Annotated in this window: 24 protein-coding genes; 12 read left to right on the top strand and 12 right to left on the bottom strand. The window is 60.1% G+C overall.

Going from position 1 to position 21,591, the window contains the following annotated elements; translation table 11 throughout:
• Positions 1-81 precede the first annotated feature (81 nt).
• The 4 genes from bufA2 to cfaB all read left to right on the top strand — a co-directional run bounded on the left by bufA2 (position 82) and on the right by cfaB (position 3,295).
• Positions 82-336: a BufA2 family periplasmic bufferin-type metallophore gene (bufA2, locus tag AC6CIA_RS16380; RefSeq protein ID WP_339529661.1), complete on the top strand. Its 255-nt coding sequence runs from the start codon at positions 82-84 to the stop codon at positions 334-336.
• 63 nt (positions 337-399) lie between these two features.
• Complete coding sequence (bufB, locus tag AC6CIA_RS16375) at positions 400-1,245, top strand: MNIO family bufferin maturase (protein ID WP_498313458.1); 846 nt, start codon at positions 400-402, stop codon at positions 1,243-1,245.
• Positions 1,236-2,024, top strand: a complete 789-nt coding sequence (locus AC6CIA_RS16370; RefSeq protein ID WP_498313456.1) for an HvfC/BufC N-terminal domain-containing protein — start codon at positions 1,236-1,238, stop codon at positions 2,022-2,024. The genes bufB and AC6CIA_RS16370 overlap by 10 nt, the downstream gene beginning before the upstream one ends.
• Before the next feature lie 86 nt (positions 2,025-2,110).
• Complete coding sequence (gene cfaB / locus AC6CIA_RS16365) at positions 2,111-3,295, top strand: C17 cyclopropane fatty acid synthase CfaB (RefSeq protein WP_339529667.1); 1,185 nt, start codon at positions 2,111-2,113, stop codon at positions 3,293-3,295.
• A 125-nt stretch (positions 3,296-3,420) separates the two neighbouring features.
• Here cfaB and cls read toward each other — a convergent pair whose 3' ends face one another.
• The gene (gene cls, locus AC6CIA_RS16360) at positions 3,421-4,860 is read right to left on the bottom strand and encodes a cardiolipin synthase (protein ID WP_498313454.1); all 1,440 of its coding nucleotides are present in this window, start codon (positions 4,858-4,860) and stop codon (positions 3,421-3,423) included.
• A 130-nt stretch (positions 4,861-4,990) separates the two neighbouring features.
• Between cls and AC6CIA_RS16355 the strand changes: the two genes are divergently transcribed.
• Positions 4,991-5,512: a DUF3617 domain-containing protein gene (locus AC6CIA_RS16355; protein ID WP_084378341.1), complete on the top strand. Its 522-nt coding sequence runs from the start codon at positions 4,991-4,993 to the stop codon at positions 5,510-5,512.
• A gap of 131 nt (positions 5,513-5,643) precedes the next feature.
• On the opposite strand, the gene AC6CIA_RS16350 is transcribed toward AC6CIA_RS16355, so the two are convergent.
• The 7 genes from AC6CIA_RS16350 to folE2 are packed head-to-tail and all read right to left on the bottom strand — an operon-like array spanning position 5,644 to position 11,286.
• Positions 5,644-6,981, bottom strand: coding sequence for a dihydroorotase (locus tag AC6CIA_RS16350; protein WP_498313452.1), 1,338 nt, complete (start codon positions 6,979-6,981; stop codon positions 5,644-5,646).
• Positions 6,982-6,983: 2 nt separating this feature from the next.
• Positions 6,984-7,544 carry a gamma carbonic anhydrase family protein gene (locus AC6CIA_RS16345; protein ID WP_498313450.1) on the bottom strand — a complete coding sequence of 187 codons (561 nt, stop codon included), beginning with the start codon at positions 7,542-7,544 and terminating at the stop codon, positions 6,984-6,986.
• Entirely contained in the window at positions 7,541-7,966 is a 426-nt protein-coding gene (gene hisI, locus AC6CIA_RS16340; protein WP_498313448.1) for a phosphoribosyl-AMP cyclohydrolase, read from the bottom strand. Before hisI ends, AC6CIA_RS16345 begins: the two co-directional genes overlap by 4 nt.
• Positions 7,963-8,847, bottom strand: a complete 885-nt coding sequence (locus tag AC6CIA_RS16335) for a metal ABC transporter substrate-binding protein (protein ID WP_498313447.1) — start codon at positions 8,845-8,847, stop codon at positions 7,963-7,965. The genes hisI and AC6CIA_RS16335 overlap by 4 nt, the downstream gene beginning before the upstream one ends.
• Positions 8,848-8,858: 11 nt before the next feature.
• Positions 8,859-9,725 (bottom strand): metal ABC transporter permease, encoded by an 867-nt coding sequence (locus AC6CIA_RS16330; RefSeq protein WP_498313445.1) that lies wholly within the window; start codon positions 9,723-9,725, stop codon positions 8,859-8,861.
• The gene (locus AC6CIA_RS16325; RefSeq protein ID WP_498313443.1) at positions 9,725-10,393 is read right to left on the bottom strand and encodes a metal ABC transporter ATP-binding protein; all 669 of its coding nucleotides are present in this window, start codon (positions 10,391-10,393) and stop codon (positions 9,725-9,727) included. Before AC6CIA_RS16325 ends, AC6CIA_RS16330 begins: the two co-directional genes overlap by 1 nt.
• Positions 10,390-11,286, bottom strand: coding sequence for a GTP cyclohydrolase FolE2 (folE2, locus tag AC6CIA_RS16320; RefSeq protein ID WP_498313442.1), 897 nt, complete (start codon positions 11,284-11,286; stop codon positions 10,390-10,392). Before folE2 ends, AC6CIA_RS16325 begins: the two co-directional genes overlap by 4 nt.
• 80 nt (positions 11,287-11,366) lie before the next feature.
• On the opposite strand from folE2, the gene AC6CIA_RS16315 reads away from it, so the two are divergent.
• Positions 11,367-12,566, top strand: a complete 1,200-nt coding sequence (locus AC6CIA_RS16315) for an N-acetylmuramoyl-L-alanine amidase (RefSeq protein ID WP_498313440.1) — start codon at positions 11,367-11,369, stop codon at positions 12,564-12,566.
• On the opposite strand, the gene AC6CIA_RS16310 is transcribed toward AC6CIA_RS16315, so the two are convergent.
• A complete protein-coding gene (locus AC6CIA_RS16310; protein WP_498313438.1) occupies positions 12,563-12,931 on the bottom strand; it encodes a glutamine synthetase in 369 nt (122 codons plus the stop codon). The two genes, AC6CIA_RS16315 and AC6CIA_RS16310, sit on opposite strands and share 4 nt — an antisense overlap.
• A gap of 127 nt (positions 12,932-13,058) precedes the next feature.
• On the opposite strand from AC6CIA_RS16310, the gene dksA reads away from it, so the two are divergent.
• Genes dksA through AC6CIA_RS16290 form a run of 4 tightly spaced genes read left to right on the top strand, consistent with a single transcriptional unit; the run spans position 13,059 to position 16,347 of the window.
• On the top strand, positions 13,059-13,463 hold the full coding sequence (gene dksA / locus AC6CIA_RS16305) for an RNA polymerase-binding protein DksA (protein WP_498313437.1): 405 nt from the start codon (positions 13,059-13,061) through the stop codon (positions 13,461-13,463).
• A 26-nt stretch (positions 13,464-13,489) separates the two neighbouring features.
• Positions 13,490-14,698 carry a zinc metallochaperone GTPase ZigA gene (gene zigA, locus AC6CIA_RS16300; RefSeq protein WP_498313435.1) on the top strand — a complete coding sequence of 403 codons (1,209 nt, stop codon included), beginning with the start codon at positions 13,490-13,492 and terminating at the stop codon, positions 14,696-14,698.
• Complete coding sequence (locus AC6CIA_RS16295) at positions 14,698-15,342, top strand: DUF1826 domain-containing protein (protein ID WP_498313433.1); 645 nt, start codon at positions 14,698-14,700, stop codon at positions 15,340-15,342. The genes zigA and AC6CIA_RS16295 overlap by 1 nt, the downstream gene beginning before the upstream one ends.
• A 42-nt stretch (positions 15,343-15,384) precedes the next feature.
• Complete coding sequence (locus tag AC6CIA_RS16290) at positions 15,385-16,347, top strand: CobW family GTP-binding protein (RefSeq protein WP_498313431.1); 963 nt, start codon at positions 15,385-15,387, stop codon at positions 16,345-16,347.
• Here the strand turns inward: AC6CIA_RS16290 and AC6CIA_RS16285 are convergent.
• On the bottom strand, positions 16,341-16,733 hold the full coding sequence (locus AC6CIA_RS16285) for a DUF3301 domain-containing protein (protein ID WP_339529693.1): 393 nt from the start codon (positions 16,731-16,733) through the stop codon (positions 16,341-16,343). The two genes, AC6CIA_RS16290 and AC6CIA_RS16285, sit on opposite strands and share 7 nt — an antisense overlap.
• A gap of 116 nt (positions 16,734-16,849) precedes the next feature.
• On the opposite strand from AC6CIA_RS16285, the gene pdxY reads away from it, so the two are divergent.
• Positions 16,850-17,722 (top strand): pyridoxal kinase PdxY, encoded by an 873-nt coding sequence (pdxY, locus tag AC6CIA_RS16280; RefSeq protein WP_084378326.1) that lies wholly within the window; start codon positions 16,850-16,852, stop codon positions 17,720-17,722.
• Positions 17,723-17,913: 191 nt separating this feature from the next.
• On the opposite strand, the gene AC6CIA_RS16275 is transcribed toward pdxY, so the two are convergent.
• Complete coding sequence (locus AC6CIA_RS16275) at positions 17,914-18,588, bottom strand: hypothetical protein (protein WP_498313429.1); 675 nt, start codon at positions 18,586-18,588, stop codon at positions 17,914-17,916.
• Between the two features lie 320 nt (positions 18,589-18,908).
• Complete coding sequence (locus AC6CIA_RS16270) at positions 18,909-19,394, bottom strand: acyl-CoA thioesterase (RefSeq protein WP_084378325.1); 486 nt, start codon at positions 19,392-19,394, stop codon at positions 18,909-18,911.
• 292 nt (positions 19,395-19,686) lie between these two features.
• Here AC6CIA_RS16270 and AC6CIA_RS16265 point away from each other — a divergent pair, with 292 nt between their 5' ends.
• Positions 19,687-21,450, top strand: a complete 1,764-nt coding sequence (locus tag AC6CIA_RS16265; RefSeq protein WP_498313427.1) for a cation:proton antiporter — start codon at positions 19,687-19,689, stop codon at positions 21,448-21,450.
• The last annotated feature ends 141 nt before the right edge of the window (positions 21,451-21,591 follow it).

Here is a 21,591-nt window from a genome sequence, read left to right as displayed (position 1 = left end):
CGGGCACCTCACTCTAGTGCTGTGTCGGGACTGAACAAAGGGTTCAGCCGACACACCTATCGATCTATGAGGACTACAACCATGAACATCAAGAACGCCGTTTCCGGTGCCGCCCTGGCAATCGCTGCCGCCACGATGTTTGCGGGTGTCGCGACCCAGGCCCAAGCTGCTGATGAAGCGCAGGTGCATTGTTACGGCGTGACCTCCTGCAAAGGCATGAACGATTGCAAGACCGCTGAAAACGCTTGCAAAGGTCAGTCTGCCTGCAAGGGCCACGGCTTCAAGGCGATGACCAAGGCAGCCTGCGACGCCGCTGGCGGTAAAGTCGGCGAGTAATGGCGAAGACTTGATCTCGCAGCGGTGTGCACGCCGCTGCGAACACCGGCCCTGGAGTTCGTCATGTTTGCATCGGTACCTTGCCTGGGCTACGGCCTGGGATTACGCAGTGCTTATTACCAGGAGATCATCGAGCAGTCGCCGGCCGTGGACTGGTTTGAAATAGTTTCCGAGAATTATCTGGTGCAAGGCGGCAAAGCCTTGTACTACCTGGACGCCATCGCCGAGCGTTACCCGTTGGTGATGCATGGCGTGTCCTTGTCTATCGGCGGGCCGCATGCGCTGGACATGGACTACCTCAAGCAACTCAAGCGACTGGCTGATCGGATCAACCCGGCCTGGGTGTCAGATCACCTGTGCTGGAGCCGTGGCAACGCGCATCAGTTGCATGATCTGCTGCCATTGCCCTACACAGAAGAAAGCCTTCATCACGTTGCCGCCCGCGTGTCGCAGGTGCAAGAGGTGCTGCAGCGGCCACTGGTGCTGGAAAACGTCTCCAGTTATGTGCGCGCCAGGGCCGATCAATTCACCGAGTGGGAATTCCTCAATGCCTTGAGCCGCCTCAGCGGCTGTGAGCTGCTAGTGGACGTTAACAACGTGTACGTCAGCTCGCGCAACCATGGCTTCGATGCCTGGACCTTTATTCGCAACCTGCCGCCCCAGAGCATCCGTCAACTGCACTTGGCCGGACATAGGGATTATGGCGACTACGTGGTCGATACCCATGATCATCCGGTGTGCGATCCGGTGTGGACGCTTTATCAACAGACGCTGGAACACGTGGGACCGGTGGCGACGTTGCTGGAGCGCGATGACCATTTCCCGCCGCTTGCCGAACTGCTCGACGAGTTGCACAAGGCCCGTGAACTCGGCGCCACGGCGTTGGCGCGGAGGTCGCTATGCGCCTGATCGATTGGCAGTTGGCATTCGAGCAGCATCTGATGACAAAGCATGGCGCCGCGGATAAGGGGTTCAGCGCGAGCTTGATCGGTGGTCCAAGCCTGGATGTCGACACCGGGCTGGCGATTTATCACAACGCCTACAAGGCCCGCTTGCTGGAGGTGATGCAGGGGGATTTTCCGGCAGTGTGGCATTGGCTGGGGGACGAAGAGTTTGCGGCGCTGGTGCAGGCCTATGTGCACCGCCATCCCTCCGAGCATTTCAGCTTGCGCTGGTTGGGGCAGCGCTTTGCAGGCTTTCTCGCTGAATATCTGATCGCGGAGCAAAGTGACCCATTGGTGGAGCTTGCACGGCTGGAGTGGGCGTTTACTCTGGCGTTCGATGCACCGCCCTGTCAGCCGCTGACACTCGCTGACATGGCCGGGCTGGCGCCTGAGGCGTGGCCAGGGCTCAAGGTGCAGCGGACGCCCTCGGTGCAGTCGCTGACGTGTCGTTTCAACAGCCTGGCAATCTGGCGTTCATTCAAGGATCAGGTGGATTTTCCCGGCAGCCACCCGTTGGCGCTGACCGAAGTCTGCCTGGTCTGGCGTGACCAACAGGTCTGCCGCTACCGCAGCCTGGAACCCGCGGAGGCTTATGCGCTGGCCGGAATGCTCGACAGCGGCTGGACATTTTCAGAACTGTGCGCCGAATTGGCAGTCACTCATCAGGAGGGCGCGCCGCTGCAAGCTGCTACCTGGCTGAAACAATGGGTCCAGGACGGCTTGCTGCAACGTCGAGCATCTTAGAGAACCTCTATCAGATCGATAGCCAGCTACTTTTCTCCGGATGGTCTACCCTCATTTTCAGGTGTCTGAAACAAGGGGGACTACTCATGCTCGCGCAACTTCCACCGGCCTTACAGAATCTACAGCTCCCGCTGCGCCTGCGACTCTGGGACGGCCATGAATTCAATCTGGGCCCGGAGCCCAGTGTCACGATCGTGGTCAAGGATCCGGTGATGGTCACGCAACTGACCCATCCCACGCTCAATTCATTGGGCACAGCCTTCGTCGAGGGCAAACTGGAGCTGGAGGGCTCTATCACCGAAGTGATCCGGGTGTGTGACGAACTGAGTCATGCGCTGATCGAGGAGGATGACGACAAGCACCCGGTTCGATCAACCCATGACAAGGCCACGGACGCAGCGGCCATTTCCTACCATTACGACCTGTCGAACGAGTTTTACCAGCTCTGGCTGGACCGCGACATGGCTTATTCCTGTGGTTATTTCGAAACCGGCAGTGAATCCCTCGATCAGGCCCAACAAGACAAATTCCGCCACCTGTGCCGCAAATTGCGCTTGCAGCCGGGGGAGTATCTGCTGGATGTCGGGTGCGGCTGGGGCGGGCTGGCGCGCTATGCCGCGCGGGAGTTTGGGGTGAAAGTCCTGGGCATCACGCTGAGCAAGGAACAACTGGCCTTGGCCAAGGAACGGGTGATTGCCGAAGGCCTTGAGGACCAGGTAGAGCTGAAACTGCTCGACTACCGCGACCTGCCCCAAGACGGGCGATTCGACAAGGTGGTCAGCGTCGGCATGTTTGAACACGTAGGTCACGCCAATCTGGCGCAGTACTGCAAGACCTTGTTCGGCGCGGTACGCGAAGGCGGGTTGGTGCTCAACCATGGGATCACTGCCAAACACACCGATGGCCGTCCGGTGGGACGTGGTGCCGGTGAGTTTATCGAGCGTTACGTGTTCCCCAACGGCGAGTTGCCGCATCTGGTGATGATCAGCGCCGAGATCAGCGAAGTGGGCCTGGAAGTGGTCGACGTGGAAAGCCTGCGCCTGCATTACGCGCGCACTCTGGACCATTGGAGCGAGCGCCTGGAAGACAATCTGGAAGCAGCGGCGAAGATGGTACCGGAGCAAGCATTGCGTATCTGGCGCCTATACCTGGCTGGGTGTGCGTATGCCTTTGCCCGGGGCTGGATCAATTTGCATCAGATCCTGGCGGTCAAGCCCCATGCCGATGGCAGCCATGAATTGCCGTGGACACGAGAAGACCTCTACCGCTGAGATCTCAGAGGATGGCGACTTGTGTGGAAGCGGACTTGCTCGCGATGACGGTGTAGCAACCAATCCATGTGTTGACTGACATACCGCCCTCGCGAGCAAGCCCGCACACATTTCGGTCGCGCAACTTATAGGATCGGGGAAATCAACCGTGCGACCCGCATGCCCAGTTGTTGCAGGCGGCGCGGCTGACGGCTTTCTTCCTGGCGGGTTTCATGCGACTGGGCGAAGTCATCCAGCAGCATCTGCTCCACTTCGCTGGCAAAGGCCTGATCCACGGTCAACAGCATCACTTCAAAATTGAGCCGGAATGAACGGTTGTCCAGGTTCGCACTGCCGATGGCGCTGATTTCGCTGTCCACCAACACCACTTTCTGATGCAAAAAGCCGGGTGTGTAGCGGAACACCCGTACGCCAGCGCGCATCGCTTCGATCGCATACAGGCTGGAGGCGGCGTAGACAATGCGGTGGTCGGCGCGGGAGGGCAGCAGCAGGCGCACATCCACGCCACGTAACACCGCGAGCCTCAGCGCGGCGAATACGGCTTCATCCGGAACGAAGTACGGGCTGGTGATCCATACGCGTTCGGTCGCCGCATGAATGGCCTCGACAAAGAACAGCGAGCAGGTTTCATACGCGTCAGCCGGACCGCTGGCCAGCAACTGGCAAAGCACGCCGTCATCGGCATAGGTGTCGGGCAAGATCAGCGGCGGCAGTTCGCGTGCGGCCCAGAACCAGTCTTCGGCAAACGACTCTTGCAAGCAGGCCACCACCGGGCCGCTGACGTGCACATGGGTGTCACGCCAGGGGGCGAGTGGCGGTTTCTTGCCCAGGTATTCATCACCCACGTTATGCCCACCGACAAACCCGCTGACGCCGTCCACCACGACAATCTTGCGATGGTTGCGGAAGTTCACCTGAAAACGATTGAGCCAGCCGCTGCGGGTCGCAAAGGCCTTGATCTGTACCCCGGCATCGCGCAGAGACTGCACATAGCTGTGGGGCAGGGAGTGGCTGCCGATGCGGTCGTACAGGACGTAGATGGCCACACCTTCGGCGGCTTTTTCCTTGAGCAAGGTGGCCAGTTGTTGCCCGAGTTCATCGTCATGGATGATAAAGAACTGAATCAGCACCGCCGTCTTTGCCGAGCGGATGGCCTCGAAAATCGCGTTGAACGTGGCGTCGCCATTCACCAGTAAACGCACCTGATTGTTGGCCAGGCACGGCATGCGTCCCAGCTTGGGCATGGCGCGCAGGGAAGCGTAGGCGAGAGAGTTGCGCGCGGCCAGGGCCTCTTCGACCCAAGGCCGCCAGTTCAGCTCGGTAATTGCCTTGCGCATTTCCTGATTGGCCTGGCGGCGGGCCTGGATGTAGGCGTCAAAGGTGCTGCGGCCAAAGATCAGGTAAGGAATCAGCGTCAGGTAGGGCATAAACATCAACGACAGCGCCCAGGCAATCGAGCCTTGAGCGGTCCGGACGGTCAGCACTGCATGAATGGCGGCCAGGGAGCCGAGAAAGTGCAGGGTTGCGATCACGTAGCCAAGCAGGTGCGGGCCAAAGAAATCCATGGACGACGTTACTCCTGACAATCCAATGCTTAACAGACCATGTTCGGCGGGGAATGTCGCTATTTTATTCACCGTGCAACACTCGCGGCTTTACGACGTCTAACGCCGACAATTACCCAGGAGTTACCCGATGAATGCTCGTCTGCTTGGTTTGGCCATGGTTGTTGGTTTGACGCTGCCCGTGGCGGCGCAGGCGCAGATGTTGGCGCCGGGCTTGTGGGAGTTGACCACCAGCAATATGAAAGTCGATAACCAGAGCTTGCCGGATCTGTCGCTGATCCTCGGTCAACTGAAGCAACAGATGACCCCGGAACAGCGAGCGATGCTGGAAAAACAAGGCATCACCATGGCCGGAAAAGGCGTCCAGGTGTGCCTGACACCGGCCCAGGTGGCGTCCGATTCGATTCCCCTGACCGACCCGCAGTCGGGTTGTAAGCAGGAAGTGACGGATAAAACCGGCAACCAGTGGAAATTCCGCTTCAGTTGCCCGAAAGCCCAAGGGACCGGTGTGGCGACGTTCCAGAGCCAGAAGGCTTTCACCACCACGGTCAACGGCACGTTCAATGCCACAGGCGTACAGCAGAATGGCAGCCTGGATACTCATGCCCAGTGGTTGGGCAGCGATTGTGGAACCGTCAAGCCAAGAGCCTGATAAACCCTCTTCGTGTAGGCGCGAGCTTGCTCGCGAAGAACCTTAACGGTGGCGTGGGGATTCTGCTACCCCGAGGCGGCCTCGGGGTTTTCGCGAGCAAGGGCTAGGCGCCTGATCCTGCACCCCGTCAATCAACGCCGAAAATACAGCGGCAACCCGTGGCAGTTGTCCTGCACCTGCCCGTCGTGCCAAGCGACACAGCCGGAAACCAGTGTGGTACTGACGCTATGGCGAAAGCTACGCTCGGCGAACGGGGTCCAGCCGCAACGGGCGAGGATCGGCTGGCTGCTGACGGGCTTGCCCTGGGGTTCGGCTTTGATCAGCACCAGATCGGCCCAATAACCTTCGCGCAGATAACCACGGTCATGGATGGCGAACAGATCCGCGACCCGGTGGCTGGTCTTGGCTACCAGGGTTGTCAGCGGCAGCAAGCCGTCGGCGACCAATTCCAGCAGCGCTGGCAGCGCATGCTGCACCAGCGGCAAGCCGCTAGGCGCCTGGCGATACTGCAGCTGTTTCTGTGCCCTGGTGTGGGGCGCGTGGTCGGTACCGATCACATCCAGGCGGTTGCTCAGTAAAGCCTGGCGCAGCGCGTCACGATCGGCGCGGGTCTTGATCGCGGGATTGCATTTGATCTGGTGGCCCAGGCGTGCGTAATCACGGTCATCGAACAGCAAGTGATGCACGCAGACTTCGGCAGTGATGCGTTTTTCCGCCAAGGGCTTGTCTTCGAACAGCGCCAGTTCGCGGGCGCTGGTCAGGTGCAGCACATGCAGGCGTGTGCCATGGCGCCGGGCCAGTTCTACCGCCAGGGATGAGGAGCGGTAGCAGGCTTCGGCATCACGAATCAGTGGATGTGCGACGGCGGGGATGGCATCGCCAAAACGCGCTCTGAAGCGCTGTTCGTTGGCCTGGATGCTCGGCGTGTGTTCGCAGTGAGCCAGCAGGATGGTCGGTACTTGCGCGAACAGGCGCTCCAGAATCCTGGGATCGTCCACCAGCATATTGCCGGTGGACGCCCCCATGAACACTTTGACCCCGGCCACGGTGCGCGGGTCGAGCGCCGCGACGCTATCGAGATTATCGTTGCTCACCCCAAAGTGAAAACCGTAGTTGGCCACCGAGTCCCGGGCGGCTCGCGCCTGTTTGTCGGCCAATGCTGCAAGGGTCAAGGTCGCGGGCTGGGTGTTGGGCATGTCCATGAAGCTGGTGATGCCGCCGGCCACCGCCGCTCGAGACTCGCTGTAGAAGCTGCCTTTGTCCGGCGCCCCGGGCTCGCGGAAATGCACCTGGTCGTCGATCATTCCTGGCAGCAACCACTGACCTTGGGCGTCGATCTCGACGGCGGCGTTTTGCCCCTCGATGCTGCTGGCGATGGTGTCGATACGGCCATTGGCGATCAGCAGGTCGGCGTCGAATGCCTGGCCTTCATTGACCAGGCGGGCGTTGCGGATCAGCACGCGGTGCATGTTCAGAACTCGTTTTGCAGGGCTTTGTAGCCGCGCACCAGGTCAACGTTGGTGCGCGCCACATCTTCGGAAAACTCCGAAGCGCTGACGCTCACGGGCGGGTAGAGCGACAGATCGGTGTTGGGGCCGATGCGTGTGGTCGACGGCACGTAGAACGCCGCGGGCAAATTGCGGCCATCGACCACCGAGTTGTGCCGTACCACGCAGCCATCGCCTACCACGCAATTGAACAACACGCTGTTGAAACCGATAAAAACCCGATCACCCACGCTGCACGGCCCATGGACGATGGAGCGGTGGGCAATGGACGTGAATTCGCCAATGTTCACTGCCGCGCCGGATTTGGAGTGGATCACCACGCCATCTTGAATATTCGAATTGGCGCCGATGGTGATGGGGTCCATGTCGCCATTGGCATCCACCTCGTCGGCGCGGATCACGGCGTAGGGGCCGACAAACACGTTTTCACCGATGATGACCTTGCCGCAAATAATGGCGGTTTTATCGACGTAGGCCGACTCGGCAATCACGGGCAGGTCGCCGGAAGGGTTCTTGCGGATCATGCGGCGGGCTCCTTGAGGGGGGCGGTGATGACATGGACCTGGTCGTGGTCGATGGCGTTGTAGAAGCAGGTCGGGCGTCCCGTATGGCAGGCCGGGCCTTGCTGATCGACGATCAACAGCACGGCATCGCCGTCGCAATCCAGCCGGGCTTCTATCAACCGTTGCCGGTGACCGGAGCTTTCGCCCTTGCGCCACAACTGTTTGCGCGAGCGCGACCAGTAACAGACTTGTCGGGTAGCCAGGGTTTCGTCGAGCGCCTGACGATTCATCCAGGCCAGCATCAGCACCTCGCCACTGCCGTGTTGTTGCGCGATGGCCGCGATCAGGCCTGCACTGTTCCACGGCAGCGCGTCGAGTACGCGGTCGAGGGCAAAGCAATCCCCCGGCGCCGCCCTTTCCAGGTCGAGCATCGACAGTCTCATGGCTGGCGCAAAGCCTCGTACAAGGTGTCGAGGTTGTATTCAAACAACCCGATGAAGGTACTGGCCGGGCCTTTGGTGGCCAAGGCATCGGAGTACAAGGTGCCGCCGATTCGGGCACCACTTTCATCGGCAATCTGCTTGAGCAGGCGCGAGTCCTTGATGTTTTCCATGAACACCGCCTTGACCTTGTCCTGGCGGATCTGGGTGATCAGCGCCGCTACTTCGGCGGCCGATGGTTCGCGATCGGTGGACAGGCCTTGCGGCGCCAGGAAGTCGATGCCGTAGGCCTGGCCCAGATAACCAAAGGCGTCATGGGAAGTGACGATGCGGTGGTTGCCGGGCGGCAGTGAGCCGAGTTTGCGGTTGGCCTCGGCCAGCAGACGGTAGATGCGCTTCAGGTAGACCTGGCTGTTGTGCTGATAATCGGCCTGGTTGGCCGGGTCGGCGGCGCTCAACGCCTTGGTGATGTTGTTTACATAGATTTCGGCATTCGCCAAATTGTGCCAGGCGTGCGGGTCGGGGAGGGTGTCGCCGTCTTCTTCCATGGTCCGGGCGATCACCCCTTTGCTGGCGGCGACAACCACGGCTCGGGTCTCGGTGCTGCTGATCAGGCGATCCAGCCATGGCTCGAAACCGAGACCGTTCTTGATGATCAGACGTGCCTTGAGCAATGACTTGGCATCGTCCGGGGACGGTTCATAGGTATGGGCGTCGGCGTCGGGACCGACCATGTTGCTGATCTGGATATGCTCGCCGCCCACCTGATGGGTGATGTCGGCGAGAATGCTGAAACTGGTCACCACCTGGAGTTTTTCGGCCGCCTGGGCGGTCGTGAACGACAGCGCCAGCAAGACACTGAACAGCACGGGAAGAGCACGCATCGATAGACACCTCATTGGGATGTAAGCAAAGGCGGACGGCGCAGCAAACCATGCACCGGGCCGAACACCACTGACAGCAGATACAACCCGCCCGCCACCAGCACAATCGCCGGGCCGCTCGGCAGCGAGTAGTAGAACGACAACAACAGTCCCAACCACACCGACACGCATCCCGACACCGCCGAGACGGCGATCAACACCGGCAGGCGTCGGCTCCAGAAACGCGCCGCCGCTGCCGGCAGCATCATCAGGCCGACCACCATCAAGGCGCCGATGGCCTGGAAGCCGATCACCAGATTCAGTACCACCAGGGTCAGGAACAAACCATGTGCGAGCGGCCCGAGGCGGCTGACGGTTTGCAGGAAGAGTGGGTCGAGGGTGTCCAGCAGCAACGGTTTGTAGATCAGCGCCATGGCGATCAGGCTGAAACCGGACACCCAGAGCATGCCGGTCAAGGTCGGTCCGTCCACCGCCAACGCCGAACCGAAGAGCAGGTGCAGCAGGTCCAGGCGCTTGCCGGCGATACCCAGGATCAAGACGCCGATTGCCAGGGAGATCGGATAGATGGCGGCCAGGCTGGCATCTTCCCGCAGGCCGGTGCGCCGGGTGATCCAGGCGGCGAGCCCGGCCATGCTCAGGCCGGCACCGAGACCACCTAGCGTCAGGGCAGGCAAGCTCAGGCCGGCAAACCAGAAGCCCAGGGCGGCGCCGGGCAGGATTCCGTGGGCCACGGCGTCACCGATCAGGCTCATGCGCCGCAGGATCAGAAATACCCCGAGTGGCGCGGTGCTGCAGGCCAGGACCAAGCCCCCCAGCAGAGCGCGGCGCATGAACACGAACTCGTGGAACGGCAGCCAGAGATGGGTCGCGGAGTGCATCACGCGACCTGCATCCGCGGTTGCTGGAGAATCAGGTCTTGACTGGGCGCAAGCACGCAGCCGCTGCTTTTGATCTGCAGGGTCTGGGGCAGGTGTTGGCGTACGGCGGCCAGGTCATGGCAGACCACGACCAGGGTTCGTCTTTCGGCATGCCAGGCGTGGATGTGCTTCCATAACAGCGCTTGCCCTTCTTCATCCAGCGCGGCGTGGGGTTCGTCCAGCAGCAGTAGCGGCGCTTCGGCCAGGCTGAGACGCGCGAGCAGGGCGCGTTGCATTTCGCCGCCGGACAACGCCATCAACGGCCGTCGCTCCAGACCGTCCAGGCACCAATCTTTCAACACGGCACGCAGGCGTTGCCGGCGTTGTAGTGGTGTGTCTTGGCTGCCCCAGAATCCAGCGGCCACCAGCTCTTCCAGGGTGATTGGAAACTGGCGGTCCAGGTAGTGCTGTTGCGCCAGGAACGACAGGCCGCCGCGTCGTGGAACCTGCAGAATGATGTTTCCGGCCAAGGGTTTCTGCAACCCCGCGATGACTTTCAACAAGCTGCTTTTGCCCGAGCCGTTGGCACCGATGACGCCGGTGAGGCTACCTTTGGCCAGCTCTATATCGATCGCCGGTGTCAATGGTTGGCCTGGCGCGCCCCAGCGCAATTGGTTGCACCTGATCACTTGGATGCCCTCGTCCAGCGGCTTTCGGCCACCGCGTCATGCGCGTGCAGGCTTTCGGCATGAACCACCTTCAGATGGAAAGCGTTGACGGCCGCTGAGCGTTGCAGCGCCAGGTTCAAGCGGCGAGCGGCATCCTCGCAAAACATCAGGTTCTGCCCGTTGGCCAGAGCGAAGGCTTGTTCGTCGGCACGTTTGACGGCGGTTTGCACAGCGGTGCCAAGCGCGGCTTCGGCGTTGTCGATCAACTCAGCCAGCGGCAGCGTTGGCCGCTGACTGTTCAGATGAATGTGCAGTTGGGCGCTGCTGCGTTGACTGTGGGGCGTGGCCACGATGCCTTTTACGCTGCCGAGCCAAGCCAGGACATCTGCGTGTTGCAGCGAGGTGTTGCCGAAGTCATCGACAAATTGCTGCTGAATCAACTGCCTGGCGAGGGCTGCGGAGCAAGGGCAGGTGGAAGAGTAAGTGACGTCAATTTTTAGTTCCACGTGGAACATCTGGTTTTCCAGGCGCGCTTCGATGCTGATTGGGTAGGTCTTCCAACCCGCTAACGGGCTTACCATCGCGGGACGTTTAAGCAGCAAGTCGACATGAATCCGCAGATAAGCATTACTCGCCAAGCCTTCGTGACTATCAAGGAAGTGCTGCAACACCCCGCGCAACAGGGCCGGCTGCAGATCGTCCTGTTCAAGTTTCTCTAGCGCCAGGTACAAGCGCGACATGTGAATGCCGCGTGCCTCGCCGTCGTCCAGGCTCACGCCGGCATCAACCTTTGCGCTCAAGCGCTGGCCGTCGATGAGGATGGGAAGGGCAATGCCGCACATGCCCACCCAGTCGAGCGGCAAGGCTTGGCGTGAAGCCTGCGCGGCGATATCCGGCAGAGTCAGCGCGTTCATGAGCAGGTCCAACGTTGGTAATAAAAGGATATGTTATAGTATAACAATTAAATCGACGATTATTTTCTGCGGTGTATCCCATGCACAGACGTCAGCTTCTCAATCTGCTCCTGGCCAGTGCGCTGTTCACATTGCCGTGGGGGGTTGGCGCGACACAGATTCGCAATGCCCGTGTGTGGCGCTCGGAGGACAAGCTGCGGCTGGTGTTCGATCTCAGCGGTCCGGTGAGCTACAAAACCTTTTCCCTGGCGGCTCCCGAGCGACTGATCATCGACTTGAACGGCGCGAACCTGAGCGGTGATTTCAGCCAACTTGCGCTGGCCAACAGCGGTATCAGGTCGATTCGCTCGGGGCATCTGGGCAAGAACGACACGCGGATCGTTCTGGATCTGGTGGCGCCCATGCAGCTCCACAGCTTTCTTTTGCCTCCGCAGGATGGGCAAGGGCATCGCCTGGTACTGGATTTGACCAGCGCCACGCAGGCACCGTTATCAATCGCCACGGCGGGCGCGCCTGTGAACAGGACTCACCCCAAGCGCGACATCATCGTTGTGGTCGATCCCGGCCACGGCGGCAAAGACCCAGGGGCCGTCGGCGCCAAGGGCGAGCGCGAAAAGGACGTGGTGCTGTCCATCGCTCAACGGCTGGCCAAGCGTTTACAGCGCGAGAAAGGCTTTGACGTGAAGCTGGTACGCAATGCTGATTTTTTCGTGCCGTTACGCAAACGGGTGGAGATTGCCCGCAAGCACAATGCCGACATGTTTATTTCGGTACACGCCGATGCGGCGCCCAGGCTAACCGCCTCCGGTGCGTCGGTGTATGCATTATCCGAAGGCGGTGCGACTTCGGCGACCGCGCGCTTCATGGCGCAACGGGAAAACGGCGCCGACCTGCTGGGAGCAACCAGCCTGCTAAGCCTTGCGGACAAGGACCCGATGCTCGCGGGGGTGATTCTTGATATGTCGATGAACGCCACGATCGCCGCCAGCTTGCAACTGGGCAGCACCGTGCTGGGCAGTTTGGCGGGCATTACCACGCTGCATCAGAAACGCGTGGAACAGGCCGGATTCGCAGTGCTCAAGTCACCGGATGTACCGTCGATCCTGGTGGAAACCGGATTTATTTCCAACGCCCGCGACAGCCAGCGGTTGGTCACTGCGCGGCATCAACAGGCGATAGCGGATGGGTTGTTTGAAGGCTTGCAGCGCTATTTCCAGAAACACCCACCGATCAACAGCTACATGGCCTGGCTTCAGGAACAGCAGAAAGCCCAGGCCTAACAGCCGGTGAGACGGTTGCAGGTGAACTTGGCGCGGGCGCCTGCGGAGCTTGAAAAGCGGTTGATGGTGGTCCAGCCCACCCGTCGGGTGTAGCCCACCCACGCCTCGCCATCGCTGGCCAGCCCGGTGAAGAACGTCAGTTGTCCGTAGCGGCTGCTGGTCTGGGCCCAATAGCGTTTGCCAAGCACCTCGAACCCGCGCAAATACGTGGTATTGCCGTACGTCGCGACACTGTAGGCATTGCCCTCGGGATCAACGCAAGCCAGCAGGTTGGCGCTGCGCGTGCAGTTGGCCACAGGGCTTGGCACTTGGGCATTGGCCTGGTTCGCAATCACCAGTACCAGTGCGCACAACAGGTATCTCATGGGGTGCCTCGAAGCATTGAGGGACTCCAGCATTGCGCCCTTCGTCGTGACGAGCAAGGGTAAGATTGGATTATTTGTAATGTTATACTATAACATTAAAAAACAGCCGCTCCGTGAACCTGCCCCTATGACCGAACAAGACCTCCTTGCCCAATCGCCCGCCGACTACATGAACGAAGCCCAACTAGGGTTTTTCCGCGACTTGCTGTTGGCGCAACGGTATGACCTGCAAGCGCGGATCGAAACCGAGTTCCTGGTGCTGCGGGAACAAGAACCCTGCAGCGACCCGGCCGATGTCGGCAGCGCGGAAGAGCAGCGTCAATGGCAGTTGCGCTTGCTGGAGCGGGAAAAAAAGCTTCTCGACAAGATCGACGAAGCCTTGGAACGCGTGGCGCGTGGTGAATACGGCTGGTGCTGCGAGACCGGCGAAGCCATCGGCCTCAAGCGCCTGTTGCTGCGGCCCACGGCCACGCTGTGTATCGAAGCCAAAGAACGTGAAGAGCTGCGCGAACGCCATCAACGGGCGATTTGACCGGCCAACCTGATGAGGAATACCTGATGACCGACCGTCTCCCCGTCACTGTGCTGTCCGGATTTCTCGGCGCCGGTAAAAGCACGCTGCTCAACTACGTCCTGCGCAACCGCGACAACCTGCGGGTGGCGGTGATCGTCAATGACATGAGCGAAATCAACATCGATGGCGGTGAGGTGCAGCGGGACGTCACCCTCAATCGTTCGGAAGAAAAACTGGTGGAAATGAGCAACGGCTGCATTTGCTGCACGTTGCGCGAAGATTTACTGATCGAAGTCGGAAAGCTCGCCAGGGATGGTCGATTCGATTACCTGTTGATTGAGTCCACTGGTATTTCCGAGCCGCTGCCGGTGGCTGAAACCTTCACCTTTCGCGACGAAAATGAGCAAAGCCTGGCGGACATCGCGCGCCTGGACACCATGGTTACCGTGGTCGACGGCATGAACTTCCTGCTCGATTATCAGGCCGCTGAAAGCCTGGCTTCCAGAGGCGAAACCCTCGGTGAAGACGACGAACGCTCGATCACCGACCTGCTGATCGAGCAGATCGAATTCGCCGATGTGATCCTGATCAGCAAGATTGATCTGATCAGCAGCCGCGAACGCGAGGAGCTGGTAGCCATTCTGGAGCGCCTCAACGCTCAGGCGCGAATTATCCCGATGGTGATGGGCGAAGTGCCGCTGACAGAAATCCTCAACACCGGGCGCTTCGACTTCGAGCGTGCGGCCCAGGCGCCTGGCTGGTTGCAGGAGTTGCGCGGCGAGCACGTACCGGAAACCCAAGAATACGGCATCGCGTCCACGGCCTACCGCGCTCGGCGCCCGTTTCATCCCCAGCGTTTCTATGACTTCATCGACCGCCCGTGGGTCAATGGCAAATTGCTGCGCTCCAAGGGGTTTTTCTGGCTGGCGAGCAAACACCAGGACGCCGGCAGTTGGTCCCAGGCCGGCGGCCTGATGCGCCATGGCTTCGCCGGGCGCTGGTGGCGCTTTGTGCCCAAGAACCAATGGCCGCAGGACGAGGAAAACGTCGCCGCAATCATGAAAAACTGGACACCTTCAACTGGCGATTGCCGCCAGGAACTGGTGTTTATCGGGCAAAACATCGACTTCACCCAACTGACGGCTGAACTCGACGCGTGCTTGCTGAGCGATGATGAAATGGCCTCGGGTGTCGAAGGCTGGCGCTTGCTGAGCGATCCTTTTGGCCCGTGGTACGAGGAGAGCGCAGCCTGATGCTGGCACCTGTCATTCAACTACGTCCGGTGATTCGTCAGGCTTTCGGTGAAACCCCGCTGATCCTCACCGACATCCTGCAGGACGGCGTGAACCTGGCGCTGTGGCAGCGCCAGTTACCGCTGCACATCGCCGAATTCGGTGCCTTGCTGGTGTCACTGAACGAGCCGTTGGCCGAGTCGCTGGTGCTGGAGTTGGACAGCGAACAGGCTGAACCCGATTTGCGCGGTCTGGCATCGGGCTTCAGTGATCTTGAAGGCTATGAAGGCTTTATCGCCGACGTGTCGTGGCTGGTCAGCGCCTTTGCGTGCCTGCTGGGCGCCAAGCGTATCGGGGTGCGGTTAAGGCTGCTGGATAAAGCCATGTGCCCACGGTTTCACGTCGATCATGTGCCCGTGCGGTTGATCACCACTTATGCCGGGATTGGCAGCCAATGGTTGCGGGAAGGGGTGATGGACCGGCGCAAGTTGAGTCAGGCAGATGCGGAGCCCGAAGCGCGTATCGAGCAAATCCACTGTGGTGAAGTGGCCTTGCTCAAGGGCGAAAAATGGCATGGCAATGAAGGCTTCGGCGTGATCCACCGTTCGCCAGCGCTGGCAGCCAATCAGCGACGGCTGATTCTGACCCTGGATTGGTTGGCATAACCGCGTAGGATCAAGCCTTTCTACAGGTCCGACATATCCCCGATGCTCCAGAACATTCCCACCCACGTGATTGCCGGCCCATTGGGTGCCGGCAAGACCAGCCTGATCCGACACCTGCTCGCCCAACGTCCGGCCAACGAACGCTGGGCGGTGTTGATCAATGAGTTCGGGCAGATCGGCCTGGACGCTGCGCTGTTGACCCGCGACGACGAGGGTATTGCCCTGGGTGAAGTGGCGGGCGGCTGCCTGTGCTGTGTGAATGGCGCGCCTTTTCAGATAGGACTGGGCCGATTGCTGCGTAAGGCCAAGCCGGACCGATTGTTCATCGAGCCCTCAGGCTTGGGGCACCCGGCGCAATTGCTCAGGCAATTACACCAGGCTCCGTGGCAAGGCGTGCTGGCCGTTCAGCCGTGTGTGCTGGTTCTCGACGCGCAGGCGCTGGCGGCGGGCAAGCCGTTGCCGGATGCTCAGCGTGAGGCGTTGGTCGGTGCAGGTCTGCTGGTGTTGAACAAGGCTGAAGGGCTGGACGACACGCAGCGCGCGAGCATTGAAGATCAATTGCCGGCGTGCCCTCGATACTGGACACGCCAAGCGGACTTGCCCTTGGCGCAGCTTCCGGGGCTGTGTGTTCAAGCCGGGACGGCTGTGGATAACTTGGAATTGCCCAAGGGAGCGGCGTCAATGCCGCACATCTGGAGCGATCCATTGCTGCCGATCTGCCTGCATCAGGCTCAGGAAGACGGCTGGAGCATCGGTTGGCGTTGGCATCCGAGCCAGCGATTCGACCCGAAAAAGCTCCGGCAATGCCTGGCATCCGTGGATTGGCGGCGCGCCAAGCTGGTTATCCACAGCCCGGACGGCTGGGTTTCGGCTAACGCTGTGGATAACGCGCCGCTGACTTGGCAACCCAGCGAGTGGCGGCGAGACTCGCGCATCGAGTTGATTTTCAACCAGGCGCAGGAGGTTGCGGGGTTGCAAAGCGCCTTGGCTGCTTGCCGTCAGTGACGGCTTTTGCTGTGTTCCTGGCGCCATTGGCTTAATTCAATCACTTCTGCGCTGGGCTGCGGCGTCTTGATCTCGAACGGGTAGGGCGCCAGTTCAATCTGTGCGCTGTGGGCACCGAACTGGGTGATGGTGCCAGGATGGCGGGCTTCGCCGGTCACGGTGAACTCAAAGTTGTAGATCCGCGCCAACCGACGCCGACCGTTGGCATCCTTCACAAAACCGATGCGCTTCAAGGCCACGGCGCCGTCGAGCAGTTCGATGTCGAGCTTGGCGCAATGCTGCTTGACCCGTTCCAGCGCGCGCTCGCGCAGGCCATGGTTGTGCCACACCCACGCAGCAGCGGCCGCGAGCAGCATCAGCACGAAGATATTTCCCAGGGTCAGCATTCGATGAACTCCAACAAAGTATGAGCAGCTTAACTGCGACGCTGGTCTGTCGTACAGGCTGCGTTTAGACGCATACTGCGCGGCCAGAAATTAACCGTTTTACGGAAGTCCCTTGCATGAAACGTACGCCTCATCTGCTTGCGATCCAGTCCCATGTGGTCTTCGGCCATGCCGGAAACAGCGCTGCCGTATTTCCCATGCAGCGGATCGGAGTGAATGTCTGGCCACTCAACACCGTGCAGTTCTCCAACCACACCCAGTATGGTCAATGGGCGGGAGAAGTGTTGGCACCGCAGCAAATTCCCGCACTGGTTGAAGGGATCGCGGCGATTGGTGAGTTGGGCAACTGTGACGCGGTGTTGTCCGGGTATCTGGGCAGTGCGGCCCAGGGGCGGGCGATCCTGACGGGGGTGGCGCGGATCAAGGCAATCAACCCGAAAGCGCTGTACCTGTGCGATCCGGTGATGGGGCACCCGGAAAAAGGCTGCATCGTGCCGCAGGACGTCAGTGATTTCCTGCTGGACGAGGCGGCCGCCATGGCCGACTTCCTGTGCCCCAACCAGTTGGAGCTGGACAGTTTTTCCGGACGCAAACCGCAGTCACTGCTCGATTGCCTGGGCATGGCGCGGGCGCTGTTGGCTCGCGGGCCGAAAGCGGTGCTGGTCAAGCACCTGGACTATCCCGGCAAGCTGGCGGAGGGTTTCGAGATGCTGCTGGTGACCGCCGAAGGCAGTTGGCACCTGCGTCGGCCACTGCTGGCGTTTCCACGCCAGCCGGTAGGTGTGGGCGATCTGACATCGGGCCTGTTCCTGGCACGAGTATTACTCGGAGACAGCCTGTTGGCCGCCTTCGAATTCACCGCGGCGGCGGTGCACGAAGTGCTGCTGGAAACCCAGGCCTGCGCCAGTTACGAGTTGGAACTGGTGCGGGCCCAGGACCGAATCGCCCATCCGCGCGTCCGGTTCGAGGCGACGGCAATCGGTCTTTGAGGTAACGCAGCGGGTTGAAGTGCTGTCTTGGGCTGAGTGGATGAGCCTTTTGTGTTTGGCTTGAGATCCACCCCTCACCCCAACCCTCTCCCCAGAGGGGAGAGGGGGCCGATTGGGGGATACTGGCGATCTGCGGCGACCTGAAAGGTCGATTTTGAATCCGTAATCAGAAGCGGTTTTTCAAGTCGCACCTATTCTCGGCACACTTCGGCCAGGTCCCACTCTCCTTTGGCGGAGAGGGAGCCGATTGGGGGATACTGGCGATCTGCAGCGACCTGAAAGATCGATTTTGAATCCGCAATCAGAAGTGGTTTTTCAAGTTGCACCTGTTCTCGGCACACTTCGGTCAGGTCCCACTCTCCTTTGGCGGAGAGGGAGCCGATTGGGGGATACTGGCGATCTGCAGCGACCTGAAAGATCGATTTTGAATCCGTAATCAGAAGCGGTTTTTCAAGTTGCACCTGTTCTCGGCACACTTCGGCCAGGTCCCACTCTCCTTTGGCGGAGAGGGAGCCGATTGGGGGATACTGGCGATCTGCAGCGACCTGAAAGGTCGATTTTGAATCCGTAATCAGAAGCGGCTTTTCAAGTTGCACCTGTTTTCGGCACACTTCGGCCAGCTCCCACTCTCCTTTGGTGGAGAGGGAGCCGATTGGGGGATACTGGCGATCTGCGGCGGCCTGAAAGATCGATTTTGAATCCGTAATCAGAAGCGGTTTTTCAAGTTGCACCTGTTTTCGGCACACTTCGGCCAGGTCCCACTCTCCTTTGGTGGAGAGGGAGCCGATTGGGGGATACTGGCGATCTGCGGCGACCTGAAAGGTCGATTTTGAATCCGTAATCAGAAGTGGTTTTTCAAGTTGCACCTGTTCTCGGCACACTTCGGCCAGCTCCCACTCTCCTTTGGTGGAGAGGCGGATACTGGCGGTTTACATCGACCTGAAAAACCGCAGTCAACACGGTTTCCCAGGTCGCCCATTTTCTCCGCACACTTCGGTCTGCCCCCTCGCCCCTCTGGGGAGAGGGTTGGGGTGAGGGGCGGATCTCAAGCCGGCCACCTATCGCACGGCCACCCCGGGATTTTCAAATGGGATACGCCATAGCCCACGTCGCGGCGAAACCTTCAGCTCGACAGCCCGCCTCAACCCGATGCGGCTGGCTTTTCAACTACTTGAAAGGCTAGCCATTAAGGCGCGTCGGCCTTGATCTCCCGGTAGCGCTTTTCCAGTTCCTGGCGGATCTGTCGGCGCTGCTGCGCTTGCACGAACCGGCGCCGATCTTCGCTGTTCTGCGGCTGCAGTGGCGGAACGGCGGCGGGCTTGCGGTTGTCGTCCACCGCGACCATGGTGAAGAAACAACTGTTGGTATGGCGTACCGAGCGCTCGCGGATGTTTTCGGTGACCACCTTGATCCCCACTTCCATCGACGTATTGCCGGTGTAGTTGACCGACGCCAAAAACGTCACCAGCTCGCCGACATGGATCGGCTCGCGGAAAATTACCTGATCCACCGACAACGTCACGACATAGCGACCGGCGTAACGGCTGGCGCAGGCGTAGGACACTTCGTCGAGGTACTTGAGCAGCGTGCCGCCATGGACATTGCCTGAGAAGTTGGCCATGTCTGGGGTCATCAATACCGTCATCGACAGCTGGGCGTTTCCGGGTTCCATAGCACACTCACGGTTGTAGGCATTGGTTGGGGAGGCACCTCTGCGGGTGCTCGAATCATTGCAGAACTATCCCTAACGGGACGCCGGGACGTGGGTTGTCGTCACGCCCGGCGCTATCTGTTTCCATATATTGCACCGGCTTCCCGCAGGAAGTCGCGGTGTTAACCTTGGAAAGCCCGGTTCAGAGGGCATTTCTTACGTTTAAGGCAGGCTTTTCCTTCCGCGTATTGCGATTATGTGAACGACAGCACCGGAGTCGGAAAAGCGCCTGCACCCTTAGGAGCCGCTCGCCATGCACGCCATCAGCTTTATCCAGGACCTGGCCGTGATCATGCTGGTGGCGGGGGTGGTGACGGTACTGTTCCATCGTTTCAAGCAGCCGGTGGTCCTGGGGTATATCGTCGCCGGCCTGATCATCGGTCCCCATACCCCTCCCTTCGGCCTGATTCACGACGAGGACACCATCAAGACCCTGGCCGAACTGGGGGTGATTTTCCTGATGTTCTGTCTGGGCCTGGAGTTCAGCCTGCGCAAGTTGTTCAAGGTGGGTGTCACCGCATTTATCGCGGCCTTTCTGGAAATCATCCTGATGATCTGGGTCGGCTTCGAGATTGGCCAATGGTTCGACTGGAACACCATGGACTCGCTGTTCCTCGGCGCAATCCTGGCGATTTCCTCCACCACCATCATCGTCAAGGCGCTTAATGACCTGAAGATGAAAAACCAGCGCTTTGCCCAACTGATTTTTGGCGTGCTGATTGTCGAAGACATCCTGGGCATCGGCATCATTGCCTTGCTCTCGAGTATCGCCGTCAGCGGCACGGTCAGCTCCGGCGAGGTGTTTTCCACGGTCGGCAAACTGTCGTTGTTCATGATCGTCGCCCTGGTCATTGGCATTTTGCTGGTGCCACGGCTGTTGGCCTATGTGGCCACATTCGAAAGCAACGAGATGCTGTTGATCACGGTCCTGGGACTGTGTTTTGGTTTTTGCCTGCTGGTGGTCAAGCTGGAATACAGCATGGTGCTGGGGGCGTTCCTGATCGGCGCAATCATGGCTGAATCCCGGCAGTTGGTGAAAATCGAGCGCTTGGTCGAGCCGGTCCGCGATATGTTCAGCGCGATTTTTTTTGTCGCCATCGGTTTGCTGATCGACCCGCAGATCCTGTTGCAATATGCCTGGCCGATTGCGGTGATCAGCGTGGCCGTGGTGCTGGGCAAAATGCTTTCCTGTGGCCTGGGAGCCTTTATCGCCGGCAACGATGGCAGGACTTCGTTGCGCGTAGGGATGGGACTGTCACAAATTGGCGAGTTTTCGTTCATCATCGCCGCGCTGGGGATGACCTTGCAGGTCACCAGCGATTTTCTCTATCCCGTGGCGGTCGCCGTATCCGCCATCACCACGCTGCTGACACCGTACTTGATCCGTGGCGCCGACCCGCTGTCCCTGAAGATCGCAGCGATAATGCCGCAACGCATGAGCCGGGTGTTCGGGATGTATGGCGAATGGCTGCGCAGTATTCAGCCGCAGGGCGAGGGCGCGATGCTGGCGTCGATGATCCGCAGGATCATCCTGCAGGTGGGAGTGAATCTGGCGCTGGTCATTGCGATTTTCTTTGCCGGCAGCTTTTTCGCGCTGCGCATTGGCGACTACCTGGAAGGCTGGATCAGCGATCCGGGTTGGCAGAAAGCACTGATCTGGGGTGGGGCGTTGCTGCTGTCGCTGCCATTCCTGATCGCGGCGTACCGCAAGCTCAAGGCTCTGTCGATGTTGCTGGCGGAGATGAGCGTCAAGCCGGAAATGGCCGGGCGCCACACCCAGCGTGTGCGACGGGTGATCGCGGAGCTGATCCCGATCCTCTCGCTGCTGGTGATCTTCGTGCTATTGGCAGCCTTGTCGGCGAGTATCTTGCCGACCCAGAAGCTGCTGGTGCTGATTGCGGTGGTCGCGGCAGCGGTGGCCGCCGTGCTCTGGCGCTGGTTCATCCGCGTGCATACGCGGATGCAGGTGGCCTTGCTGGAAACCCTGGATAACCACAATGACACGCCGGAACACTGATGACTCGCGACAGAAATCGGCTTGTCGGTGATGACCCATATCCGTAGCCGCTGTCGAGCCTTGGCGAGGCTGCGTCTGCGGTGTGTCAGACAGTCCGTAAACGCAGCCTCGCCAAGGCTCGACAACTGCTACGCATGAGTG

Source organism: Pseudomonas sp. GQ91 (assembly GCF_059758795.1).
Note: the sequence above shows the minus strand (reverse complement) of the source record. Positions and strands in the feature narration are given on the sequence as shown.

Bases quoted from the DNA above. Each gene is read 5' to 3' on its own strand.
- bufA2 (WP_339529661.1), top strand. From the start codon at position 82: ATGAACATCAAGAACGCCGTTTCCGGTGCCGCCCTGGCAATCGCTGCC.
- bufB (WP_498313458.1), top strand. From the start codon at position 400: ATGTTTGCATCGGTACCTTGCCTGGGCTACGGCCTGGGATTACGCAGT.
- AC6CIA_RS16370 (WP_498313456.1), top strand. From the start codon at position 1,236: ATGCGCCTGATCGATTGGCAGTTGGCATTCGAGCAGCATCTGATGACA.
- cfaB (WP_339529667.1), top strand. From the start codon at position 2,111: ATGCTCGCGCAACTTCCACCGGCCTTACAGAATCTACAGCTCCCGCTG.
- cls (WP_498313454.1), bottom strand. From the start codon at position 4,860: ATGGATTTCTTTGGCCCGCACCTGCTTGGCTACGTGATCGCAACCCTG.
- AC6CIA_RS16355 (WP_084378341.1), top strand. From the start codon at position 4,991: ATGAATGCTCGTCTGCTTGGTTTGGCCATGGTTGTTGGTTTGACGCTG.
- AC6CIA_RS16350 (WP_498313452.1), bottom strand. From the start codon at position 6,981: ATGCACCGCGTGCTGATCCGCAACGCCCGCCTGGTCAATGAAGGCCAG.
- AC6CIA_RS16345 (WP_498313450.1), bottom strand. From the start codon at position 7,544: ATGATCCGCAAGAACCCTTCCGGCGACCTGCCCGTGATTGCCGAGTCG.
- hisI (WP_498313448.1), bottom strand. From the start codon at position 7,966: ATGAGACTGTCGATGCTCGACCTGGAAAGGGCGGCGCCGGGGGATTGC.
- AC6CIA_RS16335 (WP_498313447.1), bottom strand. From the start codon at position 8,847: ATGCGTGCTCTTCCCGTGCTGTTCAGTGTCTTGCTGGCGCTGTCGTTC.
- AC6CIA_RS16330 (WP_498313445.1), bottom strand. From the start codon at position 9,725: ATGCACTCCGCGACCCATCTCTGGCTGCCGTTCCACGAGTTCGTGTTC.
- folE2 (WP_498313442.1), bottom strand. From the start codon at position 11,286: ATGAACGCGCTGACTCTGCCGGATATCGCCGCGCAGGCTTCACGCCAA.
- AC6CIA_RS16315 (WP_498313440.1), top strand. From the start codon at position 11,367: ATGCACAGACGTCAGCTTCTCAATCTGCTCCTGGCCAGTGCGCTGTTC.
- AC6CIA_RS16310 (WP_498313438.1), bottom strand. From the start codon at position 12,931: ATGAGATACCTGTTGTGCGCACTGGTACTGGTGATTGCGAACCAGGCC.
- dksA (WP_498313437.1), top strand. From the start codon at position 13,059: ATGACCGAACAAGACCTCCTTGCCCAATCGCCCGCCGACTACATGAAC.
- zigA (WP_498313435.1), top strand. From the start codon at position 13,490: ATGACCGACCGTCTCCCCGTCACTGTGCTGTCCGGATTTCTCGGCGCC.
- AC6CIA_RS16295 (WP_498313433.1), top strand. From the start codon at position 14,698: ATGCTGGCACCTGTCATTCAACTACGTCCGGTGATTCGTCAGGCTTTC.
- AC6CIA_RS16290 (WP_498313431.1), top strand. From the start codon at position 15,385: ATGCTCCAGAACATTCCCACCCACGTGATTGCCGGCCCATTGGGTGCC.
- AC6CIA_RS16285 (WP_339529693.1), bottom strand. From the start codon at position 16,733: ATGCTGACCCTGGGAAATATCTTCGTGCTGATGCTGCTCGCGGCCGCT.
- pdxY (WP_084378326.1), top strand. From the start codon at position 16,850: ATGAAACGTACGCCTCATCTGCTTGCGATCCAGTCCCATGTGGTCTTC.
- AC6CIA_RS16270 (WP_084378325.1), bottom strand. From the start codon at position 19,394: ATGGAACCCGGAAACGCCCAGCTGTCGATGACGGTATTGATGACCCCA.
- AC6CIA_RS16265 (WP_498313427.1), top strand. From the start codon at position 19,687: ATGCACGCCATCAGCTTTATCCAGGACCTGGCCGTGATCATGCTGGTG.